Origin of the sequence: Thioalkalicoccus limnaeus, assembly GCF_041197575.1 — a bacterium.
GTDB lineage: Bacteria > Pseudomonadota > Gammaproteobacteria > Chromatiales > Chromatiaceae > Thioalkalicoccus > Thioalkalicoccus limnaeus.
In genome coordinates this window covers 31,261-54,115 of the sequence record NZ_JBDKXB010000024.1, presented here as the reverse complement: position 1 = coordinate 54,115, position 22,855 = coordinate 31,261, and the positions used below count along the sequence as shown (strand labels likewise).

The 22,855-nt window shown below is 67.2% G+C and carries 19 protein-coding genes; 2 read left to right on the top strand and 17 right to left on the bottom strand.

Annotated features, from left to right (window positions below):
* From ABC977_RS14600 to ABC977_RS14520, 17 genes are all read right to left on the bottom strand, one after another.
* A partial coding sequence (locus ABC977_RS14600) for an AAA family ATPase (protein ID WP_369668004.1) occupies nucleotides 1-249 on the bottom strand: 249 nt, incomplete at its 3' end.
* Between the two features lie 586 nt (nucleotides 250-835).
* Nucleotides 836-1,993 carry a copper resistance protein NlpE N-terminal domain-containing protein gene (locus tag ABC977_RS14595; protein ID WP_369668003.1) on the bottom strand — a complete coding sequence of 386 codons (1,158 nt, stop codon included), beginning with the start codon at nucleotides 1,991-1,993 and terminating at the stop codon, nucleotides 836-838.
* 338 nt (nucleotides 1,994-2,331) lie between these two features.
* A complete protein-coding gene (locus tag ABC977_RS14590) occupies nucleotides 2,332-3,972 on the bottom strand; it encodes a proton-conducting transporter transmembrane domain-containing protein (protein WP_369668002.1) in 1,641 nt (546 codons plus the stop codon).
* Between the two features lie 22 nt (nucleotides 3,973-3,994).
* Nucleotides 3,995-5,506 (bottom strand): complex I subunit 5 family protein, encoded by a 1,512-nt coding sequence (locus tag ABC977_RS14585; protein WP_369668001.1) that lies wholly within the window; start codon nucleotides 5,504-5,506, stop codon nucleotides 3,995-3,997.
* Nucleotides 5,499-5,840, bottom strand: coding sequence for an NADH-quinone oxidoreductase subunit K (locus ABC977_RS14580; RefSeq protein WP_369668007.1), 342 nt, complete (start codon nucleotides 5,838-5,840; stop codon nucleotides 5,499-5,501). The genes ABC977_RS14585 and ABC977_RS14580 overlap by 8 nt, the downstream gene beginning before the upstream one ends.
* Nucleotides 5,837-6,799, bottom strand: coding sequence for a hydrogenase subunit MbhD domain-containing protein (locus ABC977_RS14575; RefSeq protein ID WP_369668000.1), 963 nt, complete (start codon nucleotides 6,797-6,799; stop codon nucleotides 5,837-5,839). The genes ABC977_RS14580 and ABC977_RS14575 overlap by 4 nt, the downstream gene beginning before the upstream one ends.
* Nucleotides 6,796-7,089 (bottom strand): cation:proton antiporter, encoded by a 294-nt coding sequence (locus ABC977_RS14570; protein ID WP_369667999.1) that lies wholly within the window; start codon nucleotides 7,087-7,089, stop codon nucleotides 6,796-6,798. Before ABC977_RS14570 ends, ABC977_RS14575 begins: the two co-directional genes overlap by 4 nt.
* Nucleotides 7,086-7,367, bottom strand: a complete 282-nt coding sequence (locus ABC977_RS14565) for an MrpF/PhaF family protein (protein ID WP_369667998.1) — start codon at nucleotides 7,365-7,367, stop codon at nucleotides 7,086-7,088. The genes ABC977_RS14570 and ABC977_RS14565 overlap by 4 nt, the downstream gene beginning before the upstream one ends.
* Nucleotides 7,360-7,923, bottom strand: a complete 564-nt coding sequence (locus tag ABC977_RS14560) for a Na+/H+ antiporter subunit E (protein ID WP_369667997.1) — start codon at nucleotides 7,921-7,923, stop codon at nucleotides 7,360-7,362. Before ABC977_RS14560 ends, ABC977_RS14565 begins: the two co-directional genes overlap by 8 nt.
* Before the next feature lie 54 nt (nucleotides 7,924-7,977).
* Nucleotides 7,978-9,051 carry a phospholipase A gene (locus ABC977_RS14555; RefSeq protein WP_369667996.1) on the bottom strand — a complete coding sequence of 358 codons (1,074 nt, stop codon included), beginning with the start codon at nucleotides 9,049-9,051 and terminating at the stop codon, nucleotides 7,978-7,980.
* Nucleotides 9,052-9,217: 166 nt separating this feature from the next.
* Nucleotides 9,218-10,450, bottom strand: coding sequence for a sodium/glutamate symporter (gltS, locus tag ABC977_RS14550; protein WP_369667995.1), 1,233 nt, complete (start codon nucleotides 10,448-10,450; stop codon nucleotides 9,218-9,220).
* A 172-nt stretch (nucleotides 10,451-10,622) separates the two neighbouring features.
* Nucleotides 10,623-12,077 carry a GntP family permease gene (locus tag ABC977_RS14545; RefSeq protein WP_369667994.1) on the bottom strand — a complete coding sequence of 485 codons (1,455 nt, stop codon included), beginning with the start codon at nucleotides 12,075-12,077 and terminating at the stop codon, nucleotides 10,623-10,625.
* 3 nt (nucleotides 12,078-12,080) lie between these two features.
* A complete protein-coding gene (locus ABC977_RS14540) occupies nucleotides 12,081-13,127 on the bottom strand; it encodes a patatin-like phospholipase family protein (protein ID WP_369667993.1) in 1,047 nt (348 codons plus the stop codon).
* 108 nt (nucleotides 13,128-13,235) lie between these two features.
* A complete protein-coding gene (locus ABC977_RS14535) occupies nucleotides 13,236-13,451 on the bottom strand; it encodes a YMGG-like glycine zipper-containing protein (RefSeq protein WP_439849195.1) in 216 nt (71 codons plus the stop codon).
* A gap of 89 nt (nucleotides 13,452-13,540) precedes the next feature.
* Nucleotides 13,541-13,915 carry a Rap1a/Tai family immunity protein gene (locus ABC977_RS14530; RefSeq protein WP_369668006.1) on the bottom strand — a complete coding sequence of 125 codons (375 nt, stop codon included), beginning with the start codon at nucleotides 13,913-13,915 and terminating at the stop codon, nucleotides 13,541-13,543.
* Between the two features lie 167 nt (nucleotides 13,916-14,082).
* Complete coding sequence (locus ABC977_RS14525; protein ID WP_369667991.1) at nucleotides 14,083-17,211, bottom strand: efflux RND transporter permease subunit; 3,129 nt, start codon at nucleotides 17,209-17,211, stop codon at nucleotides 14,083-14,085.
* Nucleotides 17,212-17,217: 6 nt separating this feature from the next.
* Nucleotides 17,218-18,333: an efflux RND transporter periplasmic adaptor subunit gene (locus ABC977_RS14520; RefSeq protein WP_369667990.1), complete on the bottom strand. Its 1,116-nt coding sequence runs from the start codon at nucleotides 18,331-18,333 to the stop codon at nucleotides 17,218-17,220.
* Between the two features lie 335 nt (nucleotides 18,334-18,668).
* Here ABC977_RS14520 and acnA point away from each other — a divergent pair, with 335 nt between their 5' ends.
* Entirely contained in the window at nucleotides 18,669-21,332 is a 2,664-nt protein-coding gene (gene acnA / locus ABC977_RS14515; RefSeq protein ID WP_369667989.1) for an aconitate hydratase AcnA, read from the top strand.
* A 30-nt stretch (nucleotides 21,333-21,362) separates the two neighbouring features.
* Entirely contained in the window at nucleotides 21,363-22,730 is a 1,368-nt protein-coding gene (gene purB, locus ABC977_RS14510) for an adenylosuccinate lyase (RefSeq protein ID WP_369667988.1), read from the top strand.
* Nucleotides 22,731-22,855 lie beyond the last annotated feature (125 nt).

Here is a 22,855-nt window from a genome sequence, read left to right as displayed (position 1 = left end):
GGAGAAGAGATCCGGCGCTCGCTGTGCCTCGTCGAGCACCGCCCCGGCAGGACAACGCGCCAGGAAGGCACGGGGATCGTCGACGGCAAGCCGGCGAACATCCGGATCTTCGAGAGAGAGATAGGGCCGGTCCGACAGGATGTGGCGGGACAGCGTGGTCTTGCCGGATTGCCGAGGCCCGGTCAAGGTGACGATGGGAAAGCCTCGCAGAAGGCTATGAACGAGTGATTCTGCGGCACGAGGGATCATGAAACGGAACCATGGTCTTCTATGTTATTTGTAAATTACATTTACAATCTGCATAAGTCCAGGCTGTGCGCTCGACCCGAGCCTCAGCATCCGCGCGTGCGGGGACATCGCCATTTTCGCCTATCCCGACTCGCGGATTCCGTACAACGACCACCGCTGGGCCTGTACTCTGCTGCGCATCGAGGGACTGAACCACCCGCGCCGCTCGCGCCCCGACTGGTCAGGTTTCAGCCGCCGGAATTCGCGGCCTTTGGAGCTTTGATCGCGCTGCTTTAGGCTCCGGTGCTGATCCTCGCCCTGTTGTTCCGGCAACGCATATCAATCGTCCCGAAAGTCATCGGAGGCAGGTCGCGGCGACCGTCGGCGGGAGGGATCCCGCCGTCGAGCTGACACGGACGTCCTTGCCGCGTGTCGCAACGAGCCGTCTGCGATGACTTCTGCAACCCTCGATATCGGACTCGCCGTCCACGGGCACGCGCGTCGGCTGAGCAGTTCGCACGCGCGGAACGCCCTCACCTCCGGGGGCGGGGACAGGTTGATCGATCTGTCCCCGCATGCACCCGTTAGCATCAACGGGCGTAATACGTCACTGAGGTACCACCTCCGATTCGACCACAAGATCCAGAACGTAGATCGGCCCCTCCGGCACGTTTGGACCCGCCGGCGGATCGAAACGCTCGAGGCGCAACACATTCCGGATGCCGGGTTGGTGCTGGTAACCCTCGATGATGCTGGTGAAGGCCTGCCATTCGTCGGGAGTACCCACCCGCAGTCCCTGCTCGTCGAAGCGGATCTCGCGTACCTGCAGGCAGCGGCCATCCTCCAGCAGCGCTGCTTCGCATTCCACGGTCTGCGCGGCGACCTCCATGAACACCCTGGTCGGGGCCCCAAAACGGGCCTCCGGTGTGAGCTCTCCCGTCAGAACCAGGGCATCGCCGGCCGTTGTGAGAAGCACCAGTCTGGGCTCGAGACCCCGGATCAGGACCGTCTCCAACGGTTCGGCCATCAGCGCCGAGAGGGCCGCATCCGCCTCCATCAGCGGGGCCTCACAGGCCATCATCGTGCTCGCCCTGCCCGTCACCTCGAGCATGCCGTCGGCGTCGAATCCGTACGCACCCCGCAACCCGTTGCAACCGCCCTGAACGTGCAGACGCGAGTCAACCAAGTGGAACACGAACGATCGCTCGGCGTTCGGGAACAGGGTGTCGATGCGCCGATTGGCCGCATCGGTCGCATCGACGAGCAACCAGCGATGGTCCACGAGCATGTCGCCCAGATCCTGCCGCGTATCGCGCTGCGCGGGAGACGACTGCGCGAGCGTAGCGTCCGCCCTGCCCCAAGCCGGCTGCGTCTGCCCGGCATCCACCAGCACGAGACGCCCCTCGCCCACGGTAAAGCGCTGCCCGTCTCCATCGGCATCGAGCACGATGCTATTGTCGCCCGGCTCCCATTCGAACTTTCCCTGCGCCGAGGACGGCTCGGCCCCTCGGACCAGTCGCCTGGTCACGATCTCGAAGCGGCCATCCGGTTCGAGGGTCAACTGCGTATGGATGCCCGCGCAATCCGAGCAGCCGAGCAACCCTTCATAGAGACCCGCCCAATCGAGGGCAATGCGGCTGGTGTGCATATCAACGACCGGATCCGTGGCCAGCTCTGGGGGCTGGATTTCCATGGCATCGGCGCTCTTGTCAGGTTGCCAACCCCCAAGGGCGACTGCGAGCAGGGCGAGAGGCAGGTATCGCATGTTGTTTCTCTCCTTAATCCGCGATCCACGGTCTGTTTTTCATGACATTCGGTCCCGGTGAGGCTGTTGATCGGTGACGAAGCGCGGGTGAGTTGGCGTGGGGGTCTTCTCAGAGAAGCCACCGGCTCGCAGTCAGGGCGCCGATCCCACACAATCGACCAACCCTTCATCAACTACGAGGGGTCCGCCACGGCGGTGGCCGATGGCGCGGTCGCCTCGCATCAGCGCGAGGGCCCCACACCACCTCCGCCAACTCCCATCGCGCGACGGGATGGAGCAACCGTCGAATCCGCTGACCGCACTCACCCGATTTCGCTGATCGGCTGGTACGCCGACCATCACGGACCGCCCAGCATGGAAAGCCCGAGCAGCAGCGCGAGAGTGAGCAGGGCCAGGCCCGCCGCCGGCCATTGACGCAGGACGGCATCGAGACGCGCAAGCGGCCGGCCCCAGGCGAAGGTCGCGCGCACGGCCCGCTCGCCCCACACCCCGACATCGCCTTCGGGGATCGGCGGCAGGCGGTTCCCCCACCGTACGAGGATCAGGCCCAGCGCCAGGCCCGCGAGCACGGGTCCGGCCGCCGCCAAGAGGTAGGCCATCGTCAGAACTTCGGTCGGGTCTGCGGCCGCCAGCACCCGCGCATAGAGCACCCAGGGCACGAACAAGGCAGCGACCGCGAGCCCGGCCCAAGGCAGGATCAGCCCGAGCGGCGCCCGGTTCATGGGTTCCACGGCCAGGTTGGCAAGCAGGCGCCGCAGGAAGTGCACCATCAGCATCGTCGTGGCGACCGCCGACAGGGTTGCGACGAGTCCGACGAGGCCCTCGTCGAGCCAGGGCTTGGCCACCAGCTTTGCGAGGAAGCCGCCGGTCAGCGGGAGACCACCGAGGCCGAGCGCCAGGACCGCGGTCGGCAGCAGCACCGGCCACAGGCGACGCCGGCCGGTCGCGGCGACCACGCCAACGGCGAGGAAAAGCGCGCCCTTCACCAGCACGTGGTGAGCCGCGTAAAAGGCCGCTACCAACACCGCGGCCGCCTCGCCCAGCGCCAGCCCCATGCCGAGGATCGCTGTCGCGACACCCATCTGGCTGATGCTCGAATAGGCCAGCACCGTCTTCGGATTGGCCTGGAAGAGACCGATCAAGGCGCCGTACAGGGCCGTGACCAGGCCGACGGTGGTCAACCCCCAGGCCCAGCCGGGGAGTTCGGCGCCGAACGGCAGGAAAATCATCAGCCCGAACAGCCCGGTCTTGATGATGGCGCCACTGAGCACCGCGGAGGCCGGCATCGGCGCGGCCGGATGCGCCAAAGGCAGCCACAGGTGCAGCGGCAGAAGCCCGGCCTTGAGTCCGAATCCGAGCAGCAGGAAGGCCAGGGTCTGGTCGCGCAGCGGCGAACTCGGCAGCGCTGCCACGACATCGCGGATCAGCAGACTCTCGCCTGGCGTCGCCGCGGCCAGCAACACGAAGGCGAGCAGCAGGCAGGCCTCGCCGAAGACGGCCAGCGCGATGTAGACCACCGCCGCATGGCGCGCGCGCGGCGTCCCATCGTGGACCACCAAGCCATAGGCCGCGAGGCTGACGAGCCCGAAGAAGAGGTAGAAGCTGACCAGATCCGCGGCGAGGAAGACGCCGAGACAGCCGGTCAGCGACAGCAACCAGTAGACGACGAAGCGGCCCTCGCTCGAATCGCCGCGCAGGTACCGCCAGGCATAGGCACCCGCAGCGCTCCAGAGCAGGGCCGCGACGCCGAGCAACAGCGCGCCGGGCTGGTCGAGCGCAAGCCCGATCTTTAGACCGGCCTCGTCCAGCACCAGCGGCGGGGCCTCGACCACCAGCAGCGCCGCCGCCAAGGCCGGCAGCGGGGCCACGACGAGCCAGGCGGACAGATGCCGTCGCCACCCCGGGACCAGGCCGGCGATCAGCATGGCCAGCGGCAACGCCAAACTCGCGACGAGCAACCAGGCGTTATCCTCGTTCATCGGTGGAGGCATCCATCTCGATTCAGGGGCGACCGATCGGCACCAGATCGACCGGGGCGAACGCGACGAGACCAAGCAGCACCGAACAGACCGCGAGCACCAAGGGCACGAGCTCTCGCCACCGCGCTATCGGCCTGTACCGGATCGCTGGCTCGGGCGCGGCGGCCAAGGCCGCGACCAGGACCCGATACAGGTAGGCCCCGGTGAGCAGGCCACCGGCCAGCATCACCAAGGCCCACCACCACTGGCCGGCGACGATCGCCGCCGTCAGCAGCAGCCACTTCGCCAGAAAACCACCGCTCGGCGGCAAACCCATCAGCGACAGGCCCGCCAGCGCGAAGGTCGCCAGCGTCAGCGGAAGCGCCCGACCGAGACCGCCGAGGCCAGCGATTCGGTCGTGGCCGAGCGCCTCGGCCATCAGTCCCGCGGCCAGGAACATCGCCGCCTTGGCCAGCGCGTGCGAGACGATCTGGAGGGTGCCGCCGGTCAAGGCGTCGGCGCCGCCGAGACCGGCCATCGCCGGGGCCGCGACCAGCGGAAACATCAGAAACAGGTACCCGATCTGGGCCACCGTCGAATAGGCGATCAGCATCTTGAGCCGCGCCTGGCGCAAGGCCAGGACGCTGCCGAACAGGATCGCCGCGGCCCCGAGCGCCGCAAGGAGTTGCGCCCCCCAGGTCGTCGCCAACCCCGGCAGCAGATCCAACCAAAGCCGCATGACGATGAACAGCGAGGCCTTGACGACCAGGCCCGACAGCACGGCGCTCGCCGCAGCCGGGGCACCGGCATGGGCCGGCGGCAACCAGAGGTAGAGCGGGAACAGCGCAGTCTTCGCGAGCAGCCCGACCGTCATCAGCGCGATCGCGATCAGCGCGGTCGGCTCGGTGCCGATCCGCCCGGCCAGCAGCACGATGTCGAGGGTGCCATAGGCGCCATAGAGCAGCGCCGTTCCGAGCAGGTAGAGCGCCGATCCGACCAGGGCGAAAAGCAGGTAGCGCAGGGCCGCCCCCAGGGTCTCGGCGCGACCGTCGAGGCAGACCAGCGGGATCGCGGTGAAAGTCAACAGCTCCAGGGCCACGTACAGGCTGAACAGGTCATTGCTCAGGAAGACCGCGTTCAACCCACCCCACAGGGCCGGCAGCAGGGTCCAGAAGGCCAATGGCGCGCGGGCCTCCTTGGTGCCGGTCGGCGTGGCAAAGGCGGGCCGCGCATAGAGCCCGATCATCCCGATCACCAGCGCCGAGGTCAGCAACAGCGCCGCCGACAGGCCATCGGCCCGCAGGGCTACACCGAGTGGCGGCGCCCAGCCCCCCAGCAGGTAGAGGAGCGCCGCGTCCGCGCGGACGACGGCGACGACGATGCCGACTGCGACCAGGAGGCCCGCCGGGATCAGCAATAGGAACAGATCCGCCGCCCGCCGGCCGCCGACCAGCGGTGCCGCCACGGCCACGACGACCGGCAGAACCAGCGCCAGCACCAGCAGGTAGCCGTCGGCCGTCGTCGCCATCGTCAGCGTCGGGCCGGGGTCAATCATCGCTGGCCTGGGATTGGTCAGGCGCCGACTCGTCGGGCCGCAAGCTGATCCGTCCCGACGTCTCGAACAGCCGCAGCAGCAATGCGACCGCCAGGGCCGTGGCCGCGAAGGCGACGACAAGCCCCGTGATGACCAGGGCCTGGGGCACCGGATCGCTCCCGAGGCCAGCCCCAGCCCCGCGGCGGGCGATGACGCCAAAGAGCAGGAAGACGCCGCTGCCGAGCAGGTTGAAGGCCAGGATCTTGCGCAGCGGGTGGGGATGGATGATGAGGCCGTACAGACCGAAGCCGACCAACCCCGCCCCGCAGAGGCCAAAGAGGGTCGCCGCGCTCAGGACGGCGGCCCCGGCTGCGGTGGCCCGGCGATCAGCAACGCCAGGGTCGCGGCGATCGACAGCGTCAGCGCCGTCTCGATGATGAGGATCAGCGGTTTGGCTAGGGCTGGCGGATAACCGAGGAAGGCCCCGGCGATCGCGAAGCCCAGAAGCGCGATACCGAGGAACACCGCGGGACCGGCAATCACCAGCCATCGCAGCCAGCGGGCGTCGATCGTCGGCGCCCGCGCGAGACCCGCCAGCATCACGAGCAGCCACATCGCAGCCAGGATGGTGCCGCCCTGGAAGGCGCCGCCGGGCGCGTTGGCCCCGTTCCAGAACAGATAGAGGCCGACGACGATGCCGAACGGCGGCAGCAATTGGGCGAGCAGCGTCAGGGCACCGCCCCGTTCCGGGTGCCACAGCCGCGGGCGACCGCCCCAGGCCCGGTCCGGCGCCAACGACCAGACGGCCACCAGGGCCAGCAGCAGGACCAGGGTCTCGAGCAGCGTATCGAGCGCGCGATAGGCCAGGAGCACACCCGTGACGGCATTGCCCAGTCCCGTCTGCGGCAGGTTGGCTACGGCCTCGGGGGCCAGCGACGGCGCGGGCTCCGGCAGGGTCAGCACGACGCCCGCCAACGCCAACGCGACCAACGCGCTGAACAACGCAGCGAGCCAGTGCTGGGCGCGCGGCGGACGTTCCGGCGGCACGTCGAAGGCCGCCTCGGTCCCTCGCAGTCGCCTGGCCGCACCGAGCAGCAGCAGGCCGGTCAGGCCACTACCGATCGCCGCCTCGGTCAACGCGACATCGGGCGCCGCCAGACGCACCCAGACCAACGCCAACAGCAGACCGTAGGCGACGAAGCCGACGATGGCGGCCTCGCTGCGACCTGTGCCGATGACCCAGGCAGCCAGGCCGAGGGCCGCCAGGGTCAAGCCCAGATCGACCGCGAGCGCCAGGGTCAGACCTTGGTTCATCGGTCGGGTCCACCGCGGCGCATGGCGCGACCCATCAGTTGCGCGACCGTGGCCGCGGCGAGCAGGGCCAACAGCCAGATGGCGACGAGTTGCATCGCGCCGAGGGGCCAGGACACCTGAACCATCAGGCCCGCCACCACCAGGCCCAAGCCGAGGCTGTCGGCCTTGGTCAGTGCATGCAAGCGGCAGAGCGGATCGGGAAAGCGCAGTAGGCCGATGGTCCCGGCCAAGAAGAAGAAGGCCCCGGCGCTGACGGTCAGGATCGTGAACAGGTCGAGCAGGAGCCTCATCGGGCCTCGCCCTCCTCCGGGTCGCGATCGCGCGCCGCCATCTTGACGAAGCCGACGGCGGCAAAGGCCGCGAGCAGGGCCAGCGTCAGCGCGACATCGAGCGCCGCCCGCTGGTCGGTCGCGACCCCGAGCAGCAACAAGGCCGCGATGCCCCCGGTACCAAGCAGTTGCGCGGCCATCATCCGGTCGACGGCGCCGGGACCGCGCAGAACGCGGACCAGGCCCACGGCCACCGCCAGCAGCACGACGCCGGCCGCGCCGAGCAGGAACTCAGTCATCGTCGTCGGACTCGCCCAGCGCCCGCCGCAACAGCGCCTCGTCGGCGGCCAGTTGCGCCGCGATCGGTTGCGTGACATCGAGGCAATGATAGACAAGCGCGCCATCGGCGTCGGAACCGACCGGCAAGGTACCCGGCAGCAGGCTCGTGATGGCGCCGAAGGTGTCGCGGGCCGGACCCGGTCGCAGCCGCGCCGGGTAGGCGATGAATCCGGGCTGCAACCGCAGGCGCGGTTGCAGCGCGAGCCAAGCGACCTGAACCCCGGCGACGACGGCCTGCCAGGACCAGCGCCCGGCGAGCCGGACCAGCGCGGTCAACCGCCAGCGCCGACCGGGACGCGGCGGCAGCAGCCATAGGCTGGCCCAGGTGGCGGCGAGCGCGGCGGCGAGGCCGGTCGCCAAATCGGCCGGCGCCGCACCGGTGAGTAACAGCCAAAAGCCGAAAAGGCCCAGCGCGCGCAGCGCACCGACCGAGACCAGCGGGCGCAGGCGGACGCGGTCGTCCGGAGCCGAATCGGCGGCCGCACGATGCGGGTCGTGATCAGGCTGATGCTTCATCGCCTCGACCATCTCTCCCGGCCGCGCGACGGCACCCGGTACGGGTACCAAACACTAGAGGACATCGTTGAGCGCAACCCCGATGCCGATCGTGTTTTGCCGCCAGTTGTAGTCGATCATGCTATCGCCATACCCGGAAGAACCCTTCACATAGCCGCGCATGGGGCCGATCAGCGGAGGCGACATCCAGCTGAACTTGACGGTCCCCTTTCCGGTGTCGACATTGCCCCGGCCCATCACGCTGAAGCTGTTGCCGCGCCATCTGTAAAAGGCCGTGATATCCCCGTGGCCATAGTAGTCTTCGATATCCGGATTGTCGTCACCGCCATCGCTGATCACGACCCAGGGCCGGATCAACAGGGCGAAATCACCGCGCTCGATGCCGATCTCGGCGACGATACGATCCCAACTGCGCGAGATCGGGTCGGAGCGGCCATTCGACTGATGGTTATAACCGAGGTTCAGGAGTCCCCAGTGGAACCCGCCGAACGAGAGCCCGGGCTTGAAGCTCAGGATCAGTTCGGGTTGGTAATTGGTTTCGCGGAACGGACGCGACAGGTCGTCGTTGTACACCTGCCATTGATTCTGCTGGGTGTAAGCAGCCCAGATCCCGAAACGGCGGTCGTCGGTGGTCCACAAGCGCGCCTTGAAACTGATCTGGAACTGCGCCTCGGTGGAGTCCAACTTCGCGTCCGGGTTATCCAACGCATTGAAGAGCACGTCGAAGGGGGCCTCGTTGGGGCGATCCGAATACCGGCCTAGCAGCAGGTAGTTGGGCCGATACAGACTGATCGCGTAACGATTGGAGTCCGGTTCGAACCCCCAGGCCCGCTCGATCAGCGTGCCTTCGACAGGCGGCCACGCCCTGACCTCGGCCGGCTCGTCGGCTTCGGGCGGGACCACGGGTACCGTCATCGCGGTGCTCACGGGGCCCGGTTCGAGAGCGGTCGGCGCGAGCCGCGTCGCGGCCTGATCGTAGCAGGCCAGGCGCGCCTGATCGTTCGCGATGGCCGCGCAATCGGCAAGGCTCGCCGGCCCCGCCTGAACGAACGCGGAATGACCCAAGGCGCCGCCCCAAGCCACCAACGCCAAGGCGCCCAGCCGTTTCTGTTTCGAGAAGTTCACCATCTGTTCAATGTGCTCCGTGAGTGAAGGATCCGGGCGGAGTGCTCGCCCGACCGGGTCCGATAGCCAGGATGTCGATCTGTGCCGAGCGCGGGGGGCGGCGCGTTGGCCAGGCGCCCGCCCCCGCCGCGACCCGCTCGTTCAAACCGCGCGCCATTCCCCCGCCTCGTCAGAAGGTGTTGAGGAAGAAGGGAATCACCATCGCATTGGTCAGGTCGATGAAGAACGCCGAGACCAAGGGCACGATGATGAAGGCGCGGTGCGAGGCGCCGAAACGCTGGGTCACGGCGGCCATGTTGGCCATCGCGGTCGGCGTCGAACCCAGCGTGACGCCGCCGAATCCGGCCGAAACCACGGCCGCGTCATAGTTGCGCCCCATCAACGGGAAGAGGATGAAGATGGTCACGGTCACCGCGAGGACGAATTGCGCGGCGAGGATCGTGAAGATGGGTGCGGCCAGATCGATCAGCGTCCAGAGTTGCATGCTCATCAGCGACATCGCCAGGAAGGTCCCGAGCGCGACATCGGCGATCAGGGCCATCGCCGGCGTCCGCGTTGGCCATTTCAGCCCGGTCAGCGTCGACAGGTTTTTCGGCACCAGGTTGGTGATCAGGATGCCGGCGAAGAGGCAGGTGACGAACAGCGGCAACTTGAGTCCGAGATCGGCAATGAGGCCGTTCAACATGAAACCGACGATGATGCACAGGTGGATCGCCAGGATGGCGCCGAGAAAGTCCAAGTGGCCGATGCCAGCCTCGCGCTGACGCTCGGACAGACCGACGTCCTGCACCTCTTCGCGGGTGCCGGTGGCCGGCTCGAGTTTATGACGGTTGATCAGGAATTTCGCGATCGGCCCCCCCATCAGGCTGGCCAGGATCAGACCGAAGGTGGCGCTGGCGATACCGATCTCCATCGCGTTCGCGATCCCATGGCTCTCGGCGATCGACGGTGCCCACGCGATCGTGGTGCCATGGCCGCCGATCAACGACACGCTGCCACCGATGACGCCGACCGCGGCCGGCAGATCGAGCAGCGCCGCGACGCCGATCCCGGTCAGGTTCTGCGCCAGCATGAAACAGATCGTGATGGCCAGCAGGATCAACAGCGGTCGACCGCCGGCCAGCAGATCGCGCGCGCTGGCGTTGATGCCGATCGTCGTGAAGAAGTAGACGAGCAGGATGTCGCGTGCGCGAAGCTCGAACTCGACCTCGTAGCCGGATGCGAAATAGAGCACGCCGAAGAGGACCGAGAACAGCAACCCGCCGGTGACCGGCTCGGGAATGCTGAACTCCCGCAGGAAACGGATCTTGTCGTTCAATCGCTTGCCGATGAACAGGACGACGATGCCGATGGTCACGGCCAGGAACGAATCGATGCGCACAACGCTATCAAGCAACTCCACGCCAGCTCCCCCTGGTTTTTGCTCGGACGGACGTCAGCGGCGTCCCATCCCGTGCCCGTTGCAACAGGTCGAGTGAATGGTGAATCCACCCAGTTTCGACGCAGCCGACGTTGATGGCAGCCATCGGCGGACGCCATCCTGTCCCAGCCGTCTCAGACCGCCTCAGACCGCCTCAGAAGGAACCGAACAGAGTTCCCAGGATGATCACCGCGACCAGCGCGATCAGCGCCCCCACGATCGCGACCATCGCGATATCCAGATAGCTTTCGCGATGCGTCGCACCGCATACCGCGAGCAGCGTCACGACCGCGCCGTTGTGCGGCAGGCTGTCGAGCGTGCCGGCCCCGATCACGGCCACCCGGTGCATCAAGGCCGGATCGATGCCCAGTTCCCCGGCCAGCTGCATATAGGTGGCACCGAGCGCCTCGAGCGCGATCGTCATGCCACCGGAGGCCGAGCCGGTCAGCGCAGCCAACACGTTCGTGGAGACGGCCAACGAGACCAGAGGGCCGCCGTCGATCCCGAGCACCCAGTCGCGCACCATCTCGAAGGCCGGCAAGGCCGCCACGACCGCCCCGAAGCCGACGAGACTCGCGACGCTCAGGGCCGGGAGCACCGATGCATTAGCGCCCGCATCCATGCTTTCTCGCAGGTTCGTCAGGCGTTTCCAGTTGAGTGCGATCAGGACCAGGATCGCCGTCATCAAGGCTACGATGACAGCCCACACGCCGCCGACGGCGCTCAGCGAGGTCGGCCCCCACTGGTCCTCGCCCAGGAAAGCCAGGTCGAGGCGCGGCAATACCAACGCGATCATCGTCAGGTTGACGGCGATGACGACGATCAGCGGCAGCACGGCCGCCCAGATCGGCGGGAGCTCGTCGCTCCGGTGGCCATGGCGCATCTCGGCCGGGTCGAAGGACTGGGCCGTCGCACTGCGCTCGCGCACGTTCGGGTCGTCGGCGGCCTGATCCGGGGCAATGCGCACGGGACCGCCGAAACCGATGCCTCGGCGTCGCGCCGCGGCCTCGGCGCGGCCCAGCCACCAGAGTCCGAACATCAGCATGATGGCCGCGGCAATGAGACCCAGGCCCGGCGCCGCGAACGGCGTGGTACCGAAGAAGGGCATCGGGATCGCATTCTGAATCGCCGGGGTGCCGGGCAGGGCGGACATCGTGAAGGTCGAGGTCCCTAGCACGATCGCGGCCGGCATCAGCCGATGCGGGATGTCCGCGTCGCGAAACAGGGCCTGCGCCATCGGCGCCAGCACGAAAAAGGCAACGAACAGGCTGACGCCGCCATAGGTGACCATGGCACCGGCCAGCACCACCGCCAGCACCGCGTGACGCGGTCCCAGCCGCGTGCTCATGAAGCGGGCGATCGACTGCACCGACCCGCTGTCGTCCATCAGCTTGCCGAACAGGGCGCCCAACAGAAACAGCGGAAAGAATTGGGCGAGAAAGCGCGCCGCACCGCCCATGAAGGTCTCGGTCCAATGCGCCAGCATGGGTTCGCCGGACAGCAGGGCCGCGACCAGGGCCGCGAGCGGCGCCAGCAGCAGCACGCTCCAGCTTCGGTAGGCCAACCCGATCAGGAGCGCGAGCCCCAACAAGATGCCAAGTAATCCCATGATCTACATCCCTTCCAACAGATCATCCAGGTCGAACGTCGGCCTGTGGCCCAGATCCTGGCTATGTCGTTCGAGAAACAGTGCGGCGCAGCGTCGGCCCTCGTCCCGCAACATCGTCAAAAAGTCCCACTCGGCGTTGAGCTTCGAAGAATAACCGAGGTCCAGCATCGCCGGGCTCGCGATCCGGTGCAGGCGCATCGCGGCCCACAGGGCGCCTTCGGAGTGACCCGGGTCCGCGACCTGCCGCAGCAGCGCGATCATGCGCAGCTCCTTCAGCAAGGGCGCATTGAACGCGATCTCGTTCTCGCGGTTGAGGATGTCACGCGCCGAGCGCGGGATACCCGGGCGCTCGACCGGGTTGATCTGGACCAGGATGGTGTCGTCGGCGCTGCATTCGCGAACCAGCGGCGAGATCGTTGGATTGCCGGAGAAACCGCCATCCCAGTAGGCATCACCATCGATCTCGATGGCCTGGAACATCATCGGCAGGCAGGCCGAGGCCAGCAGCGCATCGGGGCTGAGGTCCGCATTGCGGAAGATGCGTGGCCGTCCGGTTCGGACGTTGGTCGCGGTCACGAAGACCTTCACCTCCGAACGCGCCAAGCGCGCGAAATCGATCGATTCGGCGAGAATGTCACGCAATGGGTTGAACGCCATCGGATTGATATCGTAGGGCGAAAACAACCGCGAGGTCATGTCGAAGGCGACGAACGCCGGGGAATGATCCATGGTCCAGCGCCCGAGCAGCACATCGAGGGGCGTGCGCCGCAATGGGCTCATCCGGGCCGCGTCGGAAACCCGTCCCCAAAAGGCCCCGAGCGCAGCACGCGCCCCCGCGGCCCCGCCAGCGGCAAAGCCATCGCTGAGCACGGCCGCGTTCATCGCCCCGGCCGAGGTGCCGGACAGGCCGTCCATTTTGAGCCAGGGCTCCTCGAGCAGCCGGTCGAGTACGCCCCAGGTGAAGGCACCGTGAGCACCACCGCCCTGCAGGGCGAGATCGATGGCGATCGGCGGGGATTCGAGTCCAGGAGACTCGGAACTTTCGATCATCGTGGAGACATCCTTGCGAAATCGCGACAAGCGGGGTCAGCGTGCCCCAAGATCTTCCCGATTCGACCGTGGCGCCGCGGATGCGGCGCTACCGGGAGGGCACCAGAATCAGTCGATGTTGCCCTTCTGGTGCTGATCGAACAGGAAGCCTCCAAGCGCTCCGACACCCGCCCCGATCAGGGCACCTGAGCCCGCGTTCCCGCTGATCGAACCGATCGCGGCACCGCCGGCGGCCCCCATCAGGGCGCCACTTCCGGAGCGGCTGGTGGTGGTCGTTCCACAAGCCGTCAGAGATACCGCGGCTACGATGATCAGGGACATCATGGCGGTCGTCGCTAGTCTTTGCATGGTGGTCACCCGGTTTGGTGGAGTGGTGGTCGAAGCCTCTTCGACCCTTACATCAGAGCGGAAGGTCAGCGGCATGGATAGGCCTTGGCCAGCCCCCTGACCAGACCGACGACCGGCACTTCACTCATCCGCTCCTGATCCTCGGCGTTCGCGCGCGCCCAAGCCAGGAAGGCGGCTCGACCATCGGCAATCTTGGTGCCGGTCGGATAGCAGATCAGGCGTTTGAGGTTGCGACGATCGGTCACCGCGTCATGATACTGCACGGTAGCGGTGATGAAGGCGTGGCAAGCCAGCCGCGCCTGCGCGTAATTGGCGTCGCCCTCCTCCACCGCGCACACACGATAGAGATCCTCGGTGGTGGCAAAGCCAAAGTTGCTTTCCTGAACCGCCGCCGCGGGCTGGGCGAAGACGGCGACCGAAATCCCAACAGACAGGAACACGGCCAAGGGGAAAAGGGGACGGAGATGTCTCGACACGATAAAGCTCCTCTCTACTCTCTGGGAAGTAACGCAAAGGCCCGGATTCTCGACGGGCCAGCCTGACACTGGGTAACCAGCACCATCACCTACAGGCGTTCGATGGCATCGCGCCGAGACCGCACGCGACGCTATTCCGCAGACTTGTCAAGGGTTGCAGCACCTACTCCACCCTTGACACGCTCGCGCACCCCTTGGACGAACACATAGAGCGGCGGGACCACGATGATGCCGAGGAAGGTCGCCGCGACCATACCGCCCAGGACCACGACGCCGAGCGAGAGCTGACTGGCCGCCCCGGCGCCGGTCGCCAGCACCAGCGGCAACATGCCGAGGATGAAGCTGACCGCCGTCATCAGCACCGCACGAAAACGGATCCGTGCCGCATCGGCCGCCGCCTGCTGGATCGAGCGACCTTCCTCGCGCAGCTGCTTGGCGAACTCGACGATCAGGATCGCGTTCTTGCTCGCAAGCCCGATCAGCATGACCAGGCCGATCTGGGTGTAGACATTGTTGTCGAGCCCAACGAGCCAGGTCGCCGCCAGCCCCCCCGCGCCGGCAATGACCACCGACAGCACGACCGCGCTCGGCACCGACCAGCTTTCGTACTGCGCGACCAGAAACAGGTAGACGAACAGCAGTGCCAGCATCAACACGATGGCGGCCTCGCCGCCGGCCTGCACCTCCTGGAAGGTGGTACCACTCCAGTCGATCGCGAACCCGGGTGGCAAGGTCGTGGACTCGATCTCGCGCAGCGCCTCGATGCCATCGCCGGTGCTGCCGACCGGCGTGACGTTGACGCTGGCGGCACGGAACATATTGAAACGCCGAGTGCTATCCGGCCCGAGGATCGGGGTCACCGTGACCAGCGACTGGACCGGCACCATCTCGCCCATCGCGTTGCGCACATGCAAACGGTTGATGTCATCCGGGGTCATGCGGAAAGGCCCATCGGCCTGCAAGAAGACCCGGAAGGTGCGCCCGAACAGGTTGAAGTCGTTGATGTAAAGCGAACCCAGATTGGCCTGGAGGGTCAGGAACAGATCCGACAACCGCACCCCGAGGGTCTCGGCCTTCTCGCGGTCGATATCGAGGAAGAGCTGCGGCGTATGGGCGCTGAAGGTCGAGAAGGCGCGAGCGATCTCCGGGTGCTCGTTGGTGTTGCGGGTAAAGGCCTGGAGTGCCTGCGCCAATTCATCCGGGGGCCGGCCAGCCAGATCGAGCAACTCCATCTCGATGCCTCCGGCCGTGCCCAGCCCCTGGATCGGCGGGGCCGCGAAGCCGAAGACGGTCGCCTGCGGCACCGCCAGCAGCTTGGGTTGCACTCGCGCGAGCACCGCATCGGAGGTGCTCTGCGGGCCGGGTCGGTCATCCCAGTGCTTGAGCACCGCGATCGCCAGGCCGCCGCTCGATCGAACGCCGGCGAGCAGACTGAAACCCGCCACCGTCAGCACATGGTCGATCTCCTCCTCGGCCGCGAGCAGCTGCTGGACCTCGGCGAGCACGGCTCCGGTGCGCGCCAACGAGGCAGCATCGGGCAGTGCGATGTCGACGAAGAAGTAGCCGGTGTCCTCGTTCGGAATGAATCCGGTCGGTACCTTGTTGAAGAGCCAGACGGTGCCGACCCCGGTGAGCCCGATGATCAGGACCGCGATGAAGGAACGCCGCCCCAGCGAGGTGACGACACGCGAGTAGCCGTCGCGACTCTTGTCGAGGAAGGTGAAGAACCAGCGCAGCGGCCCGCGCGGTTCGCGCGACGGTCGCAGCAGCAGGCCGCACAGCGCCGGGCTCAGCGTCAAGGCGATGATCGAGGACAGGGTGACGGCGACCGAGATGGTCACCGCGAACTGGAGATAGAGCTGACCCGTGATGCCGGGCAGGAAGGCCGTGGGTACGAAGACCGCGTAGAGCACCAGCGTGGTCGCGACGATCGGCCCGGTCACCTGCTGCATGGCCCGTTTCGCCGCTTCCTTGGCCGATAGCTTTTCCTCGTCGATCAGACGCTGGGTGTTCTCGACCACGACGATCGCGTCGTCGACGACGATGCCGATCGCGAGGATCACCGCGAACATCGAGACGGTGTTGATCGAGAGACCAGCGGCCAGCAGGATCGCGAAGGTCCCGATGATCGACCCGGGGATCGCCAGCACCGGGACCATCGTCGCGCGCCAATCGCCGAGAAAGGCGTAGGTCACCAGGATGACCAGGCTCAGGGCCTGCAACAGCGTGATGACCACGTTGCGCATGCTGATGCGCACGAAGTCGGTGGTGTCGTAATAGATATCGTAGACGAGGTCGTCGGGAAAGCGCTCGGCCAAGCGCTCGAGCGTCGCATAGACCTGATCGGCCGTCTCCAGCGCATTGGCGCCGGGCGAAAGATAGATGCCCAACGCGGCCGTCGGTACGCCATCGATCCAGGCATCTGCATCATAGGTCTGGGCACCCAGCTCGAGGCGCGCGATATCGCCCAGACGGATCACCGAGCCATCCGGATTGGTCCGCACCAGGATGCGCTCGAACTCCGCCGGATCCGTCAACCGCCCCTGCGCCTGAAGCGTGTAAGTGAAGGCCCGGGCCTCGTTGTCGGGTGGCGCGCCGAGGCGCCCCGCGGCGGCCTGGAGGTTCTGGCGCCGGATGGCGTCCGCGACCTCGGCCTCGCTGATACCCAGGGCCGTCATGACCTGCGGGTCGAGCCAGATCCGCATCGCGTAATCGAGCGGACCGAACTGGCTCGCGTCGCCGACCCCGGGCAGGCGGGCCAGCGAATCGCGAATATTGATCTCCATGTAGTTGGAGAGGAACAGCCGGTCGAAGGTGCCGTTCGGTGACAGCAGGTTCACCGTGAGCAGCATGTTCGTCGACTGCTTGCGCACCGACACGCCCTGCTGGGTCACCTCGCTCGGCAGCGTCGGCAGGGCCAGCGCCACGCGATTTTGGACGTTGACGGCCGCGATGTCGGGATCCGTGCCGACGGCGAAGGTCACATCGAGCCGGTAGCGTCCGGAGTTGTCGCTGGTCGACGTCATGTAGAGCATGTCGTCGACGCCATTGACCTCGGCCTCGATCGGCGCGGCGACCGTCTCGGCCACGATTTCGGCATTGGCGCCCGGATAGAAGGCCGCCACCGAGACCTGCGGTGGCACGATATCGGGGAACTGAGCGACCGGCAGCGCGCGGATCGCGATCAGGCCAGCGATGATGATGACCAACGAGATCACCATCGCGAACCGGGCGCGAGAGATGAAGAAGGCGGAGAACATGATGCGTTAGCCTCCGTCGTACAGGCTCGACGGGGTCGGCTGCACCACCATGCCGGGCCTGACCTTCTGCATCCCCTCGACGATCACCTTCTCCCCGGCCTGCAGCCCGCCGAGCACGACCCAGTCGGTGTCGATGCGATCCCCCAGTGCGACCCGCGTCACTTGCACCAGATTGTCCGGCGTTACCGTCAGCACCAGGTGGCCGGCCTGATCCTGCTGCACCGCGACCTGCGGGATCACCAGCACGCTTTCGGGCTCGGCCGCACGGATGCTGACCGTCACGAACTGGCCGGGCAGCAGGATCTCGCGCGCGTTCTCGAAGCGGGCCCGGACCCGGACGGTGTCGGTGGTCGTGGCCACCTCGGGGTCGAAGAAATCGAGCGTGCCGGGTTCGGCCAACTGGGTGCCATCGGCAAGCCGCAGGTAAGGACGAAATCCGCTGGCAGGATCCCGGGTCATGCGAAAGGCGAGCATCGCGCGATCCGTGACCGGAATCGTGACGAAGATCGGGTCGAGCCGCACGAGCCGCGCCAGGGGCCCGGCACCGGGACCGACAACCGCCCCCTCGCTGAAATTGACGCGCCCGATCCGCCCGCTGAAGGGGGCGTATATCTCGGTGTAACCCAGATCGATCTCGGCTTGGCGCAGCGCCGCGCGAGCCGCGTCGCGGACCGCCCGCGCCTCGCCCTCGGCGCCGACCAGCTCATCGAGCCGCGCCTCGGGGGCCGTCCTCTGGGCAACCAGCGTCTCCACGCGCTGGCGCTGGAGTGTGGCGTTCGCGAGCGTCGCCTCGGTGCGGGCCAGATCCGCCTGGCGGGCGGCGACCGCGATCTCGTAGGGCTCCGGCTCGATGCGAAAGAGCAGCTGGCCAGCCTCGACCATCGAGCCTTCCCTGAACTCACGCCCAGCGAGGAAACCGCCGACACGCGCGACCAGGTCGACGGCATCAATCGCCTCGACACGGCCAACGAACTCGAGCGAAGGGGTCATGTCACGGTGCATGGCCGTGGCCACGCCGACCCCCGGTGGCGGTCTCTCCGCCTGCGCCACGGGGCCTGTCTGATCGCAGCCGACGAGCCCCACCACCCACAGCAATACGAAAAGGCCAGAGACGCACCGCATGGTCCTATCCTCGGGCAAGATGCACCGCCAGCGGAAAGGATATCCTGCCAGCCTTGGACGGTACACGAGGCTGGATACTAGACCGACTCCCGGCGGACGACAAGCGAAAAAACGGACCGGCACCGACCGATCAGGGCCGTGTCTCGAGAGCCTCCGACCAGGCGCGCGGCGACGCCATGCGAGGGGGTTTGCCGAACGGCGTAACGACCCGGCCTTGCGCCACGGTAGGAATTCGGTGCGGCCACGTCTTTTTGCAGTGCAGCAGGTGCGCCGGACGGCGCATGCCGCTAAAATTCTGACCTTCCCCTACCGGCTCCAACAGCAGGTTCGTCGTCATGTCAGACAGTTTCAACGCCCGTTCCACCCTTTCCGCCGCCGGCCAGGACTATGAGATGTTCCGCCTCGCGGCCGTGCCGAACAGCACCCGCCTGCCCTTCTCGCTGAAGATCCTGCTCGAAAACCTGTTGCGCAACGAAGACGGCGTCACGGTGACCCGCGACGACATCCTGGCGCTCGCGAACTGGGATCCGCAGGCCGAACCGGATCGCGAGATCCAGTTCCGCCCGGCGCGGGTGCTGATGCAGGACTTCACCGGGGTGCCGGCCGTCGTCGACCTCGCCGCGATGCGCGACGCGATGCAGGCCCTCGGCGGCGATCCGAGCAAGATCAATCCGTTGCAGCCGGTCGAGCTGGTCATCGACCATTCGGTGCAGGTCGACTACTTCGGCAGCGACCAGGCCTTCGCGAAGAACGCCGAGATCGAGTTCGCGCGCAATCAAGAGCGCTACCAGTTCCTGAAGTGGGGCCAGAACGCGCTGGAGGGCTTCAAGGTCGTGCCGCCGGACACCGGCATCGTCCATCAGGTCAACATCGAATACCTGTCCCGCGTGGTCTTTCCGAACCCGGTGAACGGCACCACCCAAGCCTACTTCGATACCTGCGTCGGCACCGATTCGCACACGACCATGGTCAACGGCATCGGCGTGCTCGGCTGGGGCGTCGGCGGCATCGAGGCCGAGGCCTCGATGCTCGGCCAACCGGTGTCGATGCTGGTGCCCAAGGTCGTCGGGTTTCGCCTGACCGGGCAATTGCGCGAGGGGGTCACGGCCACCGACCTGGTCCTGACCATCGTCGAGCAACTGCGCCGCCACGGCGTCGTCGGCAAATTCGTCGAGTTCTATGGCCCGGCCATCGCGACTTTGCCGATGGGCGATCGCGCGACCATCGCGAACATGGGTCCCGAGTACGGGGCGACCTGCGGCCTGTTCCCGATCGATCAGGTCACGCTGGAGTATCTCCGCCTGACCGGCCGCACACCGGAGCAGATCGCACTGGTCGAGGCCTATGCCAAAGCCCAGGGCGTCTTCCACAGCGCCGACGCCCCCGAGGCCGACTACTCCGAGACCCTGGAGCTCGACTTGGGCGAGGTGGTGCCATCGCTGGCCGGCCCCAAGCGGCCCCAGGACCGCGTGGCCCTGACCGAGATGGCCGAGCATTTCCCGCGCGCCCTCGCCGATCTCAAGCGCGAGCGCAACATCCCGGACCAGGGCCCGGCCAAGGCCCTGATCGATGGCCAGGAGGTCGAGATCGCCGACGGCTCGATCGTCGTCGCGGCGATCACCTCCTGCACCAACACCTCGAATCCAGGTGTGATGATTGCCGCCGGCCTGGTCGCGCAGAAGGCGGCCGCGCGCGGGCTGCGCTCGGCCCCCTGGGTCAAGACCTCGCTCGGCCCCGGTTCGATGGCGGTGACCCGTTATCTGGAACGGGCCGGCCTGATCGCGCCGCTCAAGCAGCTCGGTTTCCATAACGTCGGCTACGGCTGCACCGTCTGCATCGGCAACACGGGGCCGCTGCCAGAGCCGGTCTCGAAGGCCATCGCCGAGAAGGACCTGTGCGCCGTCTCGATCCTGTCCGGCAACCGCAACTTCGAGGGCCGGGTGCATGCCGAGGTACGGATGAACTACCTCGCGAGCCCGCCCTTAGTCGTCGCCTACGCGATCGCCGGGCGCATCGGCATCGATCCCTATCGCGATCCGCTCGCAACCGACGCCGCCGGGCAACCGGTCTACCTGCGCGACATCTGGCCGACCCAGCACGAGATCGATGCCGCCATCGCCGCGAACGTCACAGCCGGCGAGTTCACCGCCGCCTATGCCGACGTCTTCGCCGGCGACGAGCGCTGGCAGGCGCTGGCCGCCCCGACCCACCGGACCTACGACTGGCCGGACTCGACCTACATCCGCAAGCCGCCCTACTTCGACGGCATGACCCGCGCGGTCGGCGAGGTCTCGGACATCCGCGGCGCCCGCTGTCTCGCGCTGCTCGGCGACTCGATCACGACCGACCACATCTCGCCGGCCGGCTCCATCAAGCCGAACTCGCCGGCCGGGCAGTACCTGATCGCCCACGGCGTCGACGCGAAGGACTTCAACAGCCTGGGCTCGCGCCGCGGCAATCACGAGGTCATGATGCGCGGCACCTTCGCGAACATCCGGCTGCGCAACCTGATGGCCCCGGGCACCGAGGGCGGCGTGACCCGCCATCTACCCTCCGACGAGGCCCTGACGATCTATGACGCGGCGATGCGTTATCAGGCCGAGGGCGTACCGGCGATCGTGATCGCGGGCAAGGAATACGGCTCCGGCTCATCGCGTGACTGGGCCGCGAAGGGGCCGCGGCTGCTCGGGGTGCGGGCCGTCATCGCCGAGAGCTACGAGCGGATCCACCGCACCAACTTGGTCTGCATGGGGGTCCTGCCGCTTCAGTTCCGCGCGGGCGAGAACGCCCAATCGCTCGGACTGACCGGCGACGAGGTCTTCGACATCGTCGGGCTCGCGAATGGCGAGGCCAAGGAGGTCGAGGTCCGCGCCACCGGGGCCGACGGCACGGTCACGGGCTTCACGGCCCGGGTACGGATCGACACGCCGAACGAGGTCGACTATTACCGCCACGGCGGCATCCTGCACTATGTACTGCGGCGACTCGCCGCGGCCTGAGTGCGACCTTAAGGAGGTCAATCGCCTACCATGGAACTGTCATCCCTGACCGCCGTCTCGCCGATCGACGGCCGCTACGGCGACAAGACCAGCGACCTGCGGGCCATCTTCAGCGAGTACGGCCTGATCCGCCATCGCGTGCTCGTCGAGGTCCGCTGGCTTCAGGCCCTCGCCGAGGACCCGCGGATCGCCGAGGTCCCGCCGCTGTCGGCGCACGCCCGCCGCGTCCTCGACGACCTGGTCGCCGGCTTCGGCGTCGAGGAGGCGCAGCGCGTCAAGGCGATCGAGCGCACGACCAACCACGACGTCAAGGCCGTCGAATACTTCCTGAAGGAACGCATCGCCGGCAACGACGAACTGGAAGCGGTCTCCGAGTTCATTCATTTCGCCTGCACGTCGGAGGACATCAACAACCTGTGCCATGCCCTGATGATCCGCGAGGGGCGCGGCCAGGTGCTGCTGCCGCAGATCGACGCGGTGATCGCCGCGCTGCGCGAGCTGGCCCACCAGTACGCGGACTGGCCGATGCTCGCGCGCACCCACGGCCAGCCGGCGACGCCGACCACCCTCGGCAAGGAACTGGCCAACGTCGTGCACCGGCTGCGCGGCCAGCGCATGGCGATCGCGGCGGTGGCGCTCGCCGGCAAGATCAACGGTGCGGTCGGCAACTACAACGCGCATCTGGCCGCCTACCCGGCGATCGATTGGCCGGCCTTCGCCCGCGGCTTCGTCGAATCCCTCGGCCTGACCTGGAACCCCTACACGACCCAGATCGAGCCGCACGACTACATGGCCGAACTGTTCGACGCGCTGGTCCGTCACAACCTGGTGCTGATCGATTTCTGCCGCGATGCCTGGGGCTACATCGGGCTCGGCTATTTCAAGCAGCGCGTCGTCGCCGGCGAGGTCGGCTCCTCGACGATGCCGCACAAGGTCAACCCGATCGACTTCGAAAACGCCGAAGGCAATCTCGGGGTGGCGAACGCGGTGCTCGAACACCTGGCGTCGAAATTGCCGATCTCCCGCTGGCAGCGCGACTTGACCGACTCGACTGCGTTGCGCAACCTCGGGGTCGGCATCGCCCACACCAGCATCGCGTTGCAATCGCTGTTGCGCGGTCTCGGCAAGCTCGAGGCCGATCGCGAGCGCCTCGCCGAGGACCTCGATGCCAACTGGGAGGTGCTCGCCGAACCCATTCAGATGGTCATGCGCCGCCACGGCGTCGAACAACCCTACGAACGGCTCAAGGCCCTGACCCGCGGCCAACGGATCGGCCGCCAGACCCTCGCGGACTTCATCGCCGGCCTCGAGATCCCCGACGACGCCAAAGCCCGCCTCACGGCCCTGACCCCCGCGACCTACATCGGCAACGCCGCCGAGCAGGCCCGGGCCATCTAGCCGAGCGCCGATCGGCCGGGCTCGTGCGCCCGGCCCGGCGCCCTGGGGTCCTCAGCGCGGCCGGCCCGCTACCCGGCCGCAATCGTCGACTTCCTACTGCCGCGCCCTCCGGTCCTACGCGGACC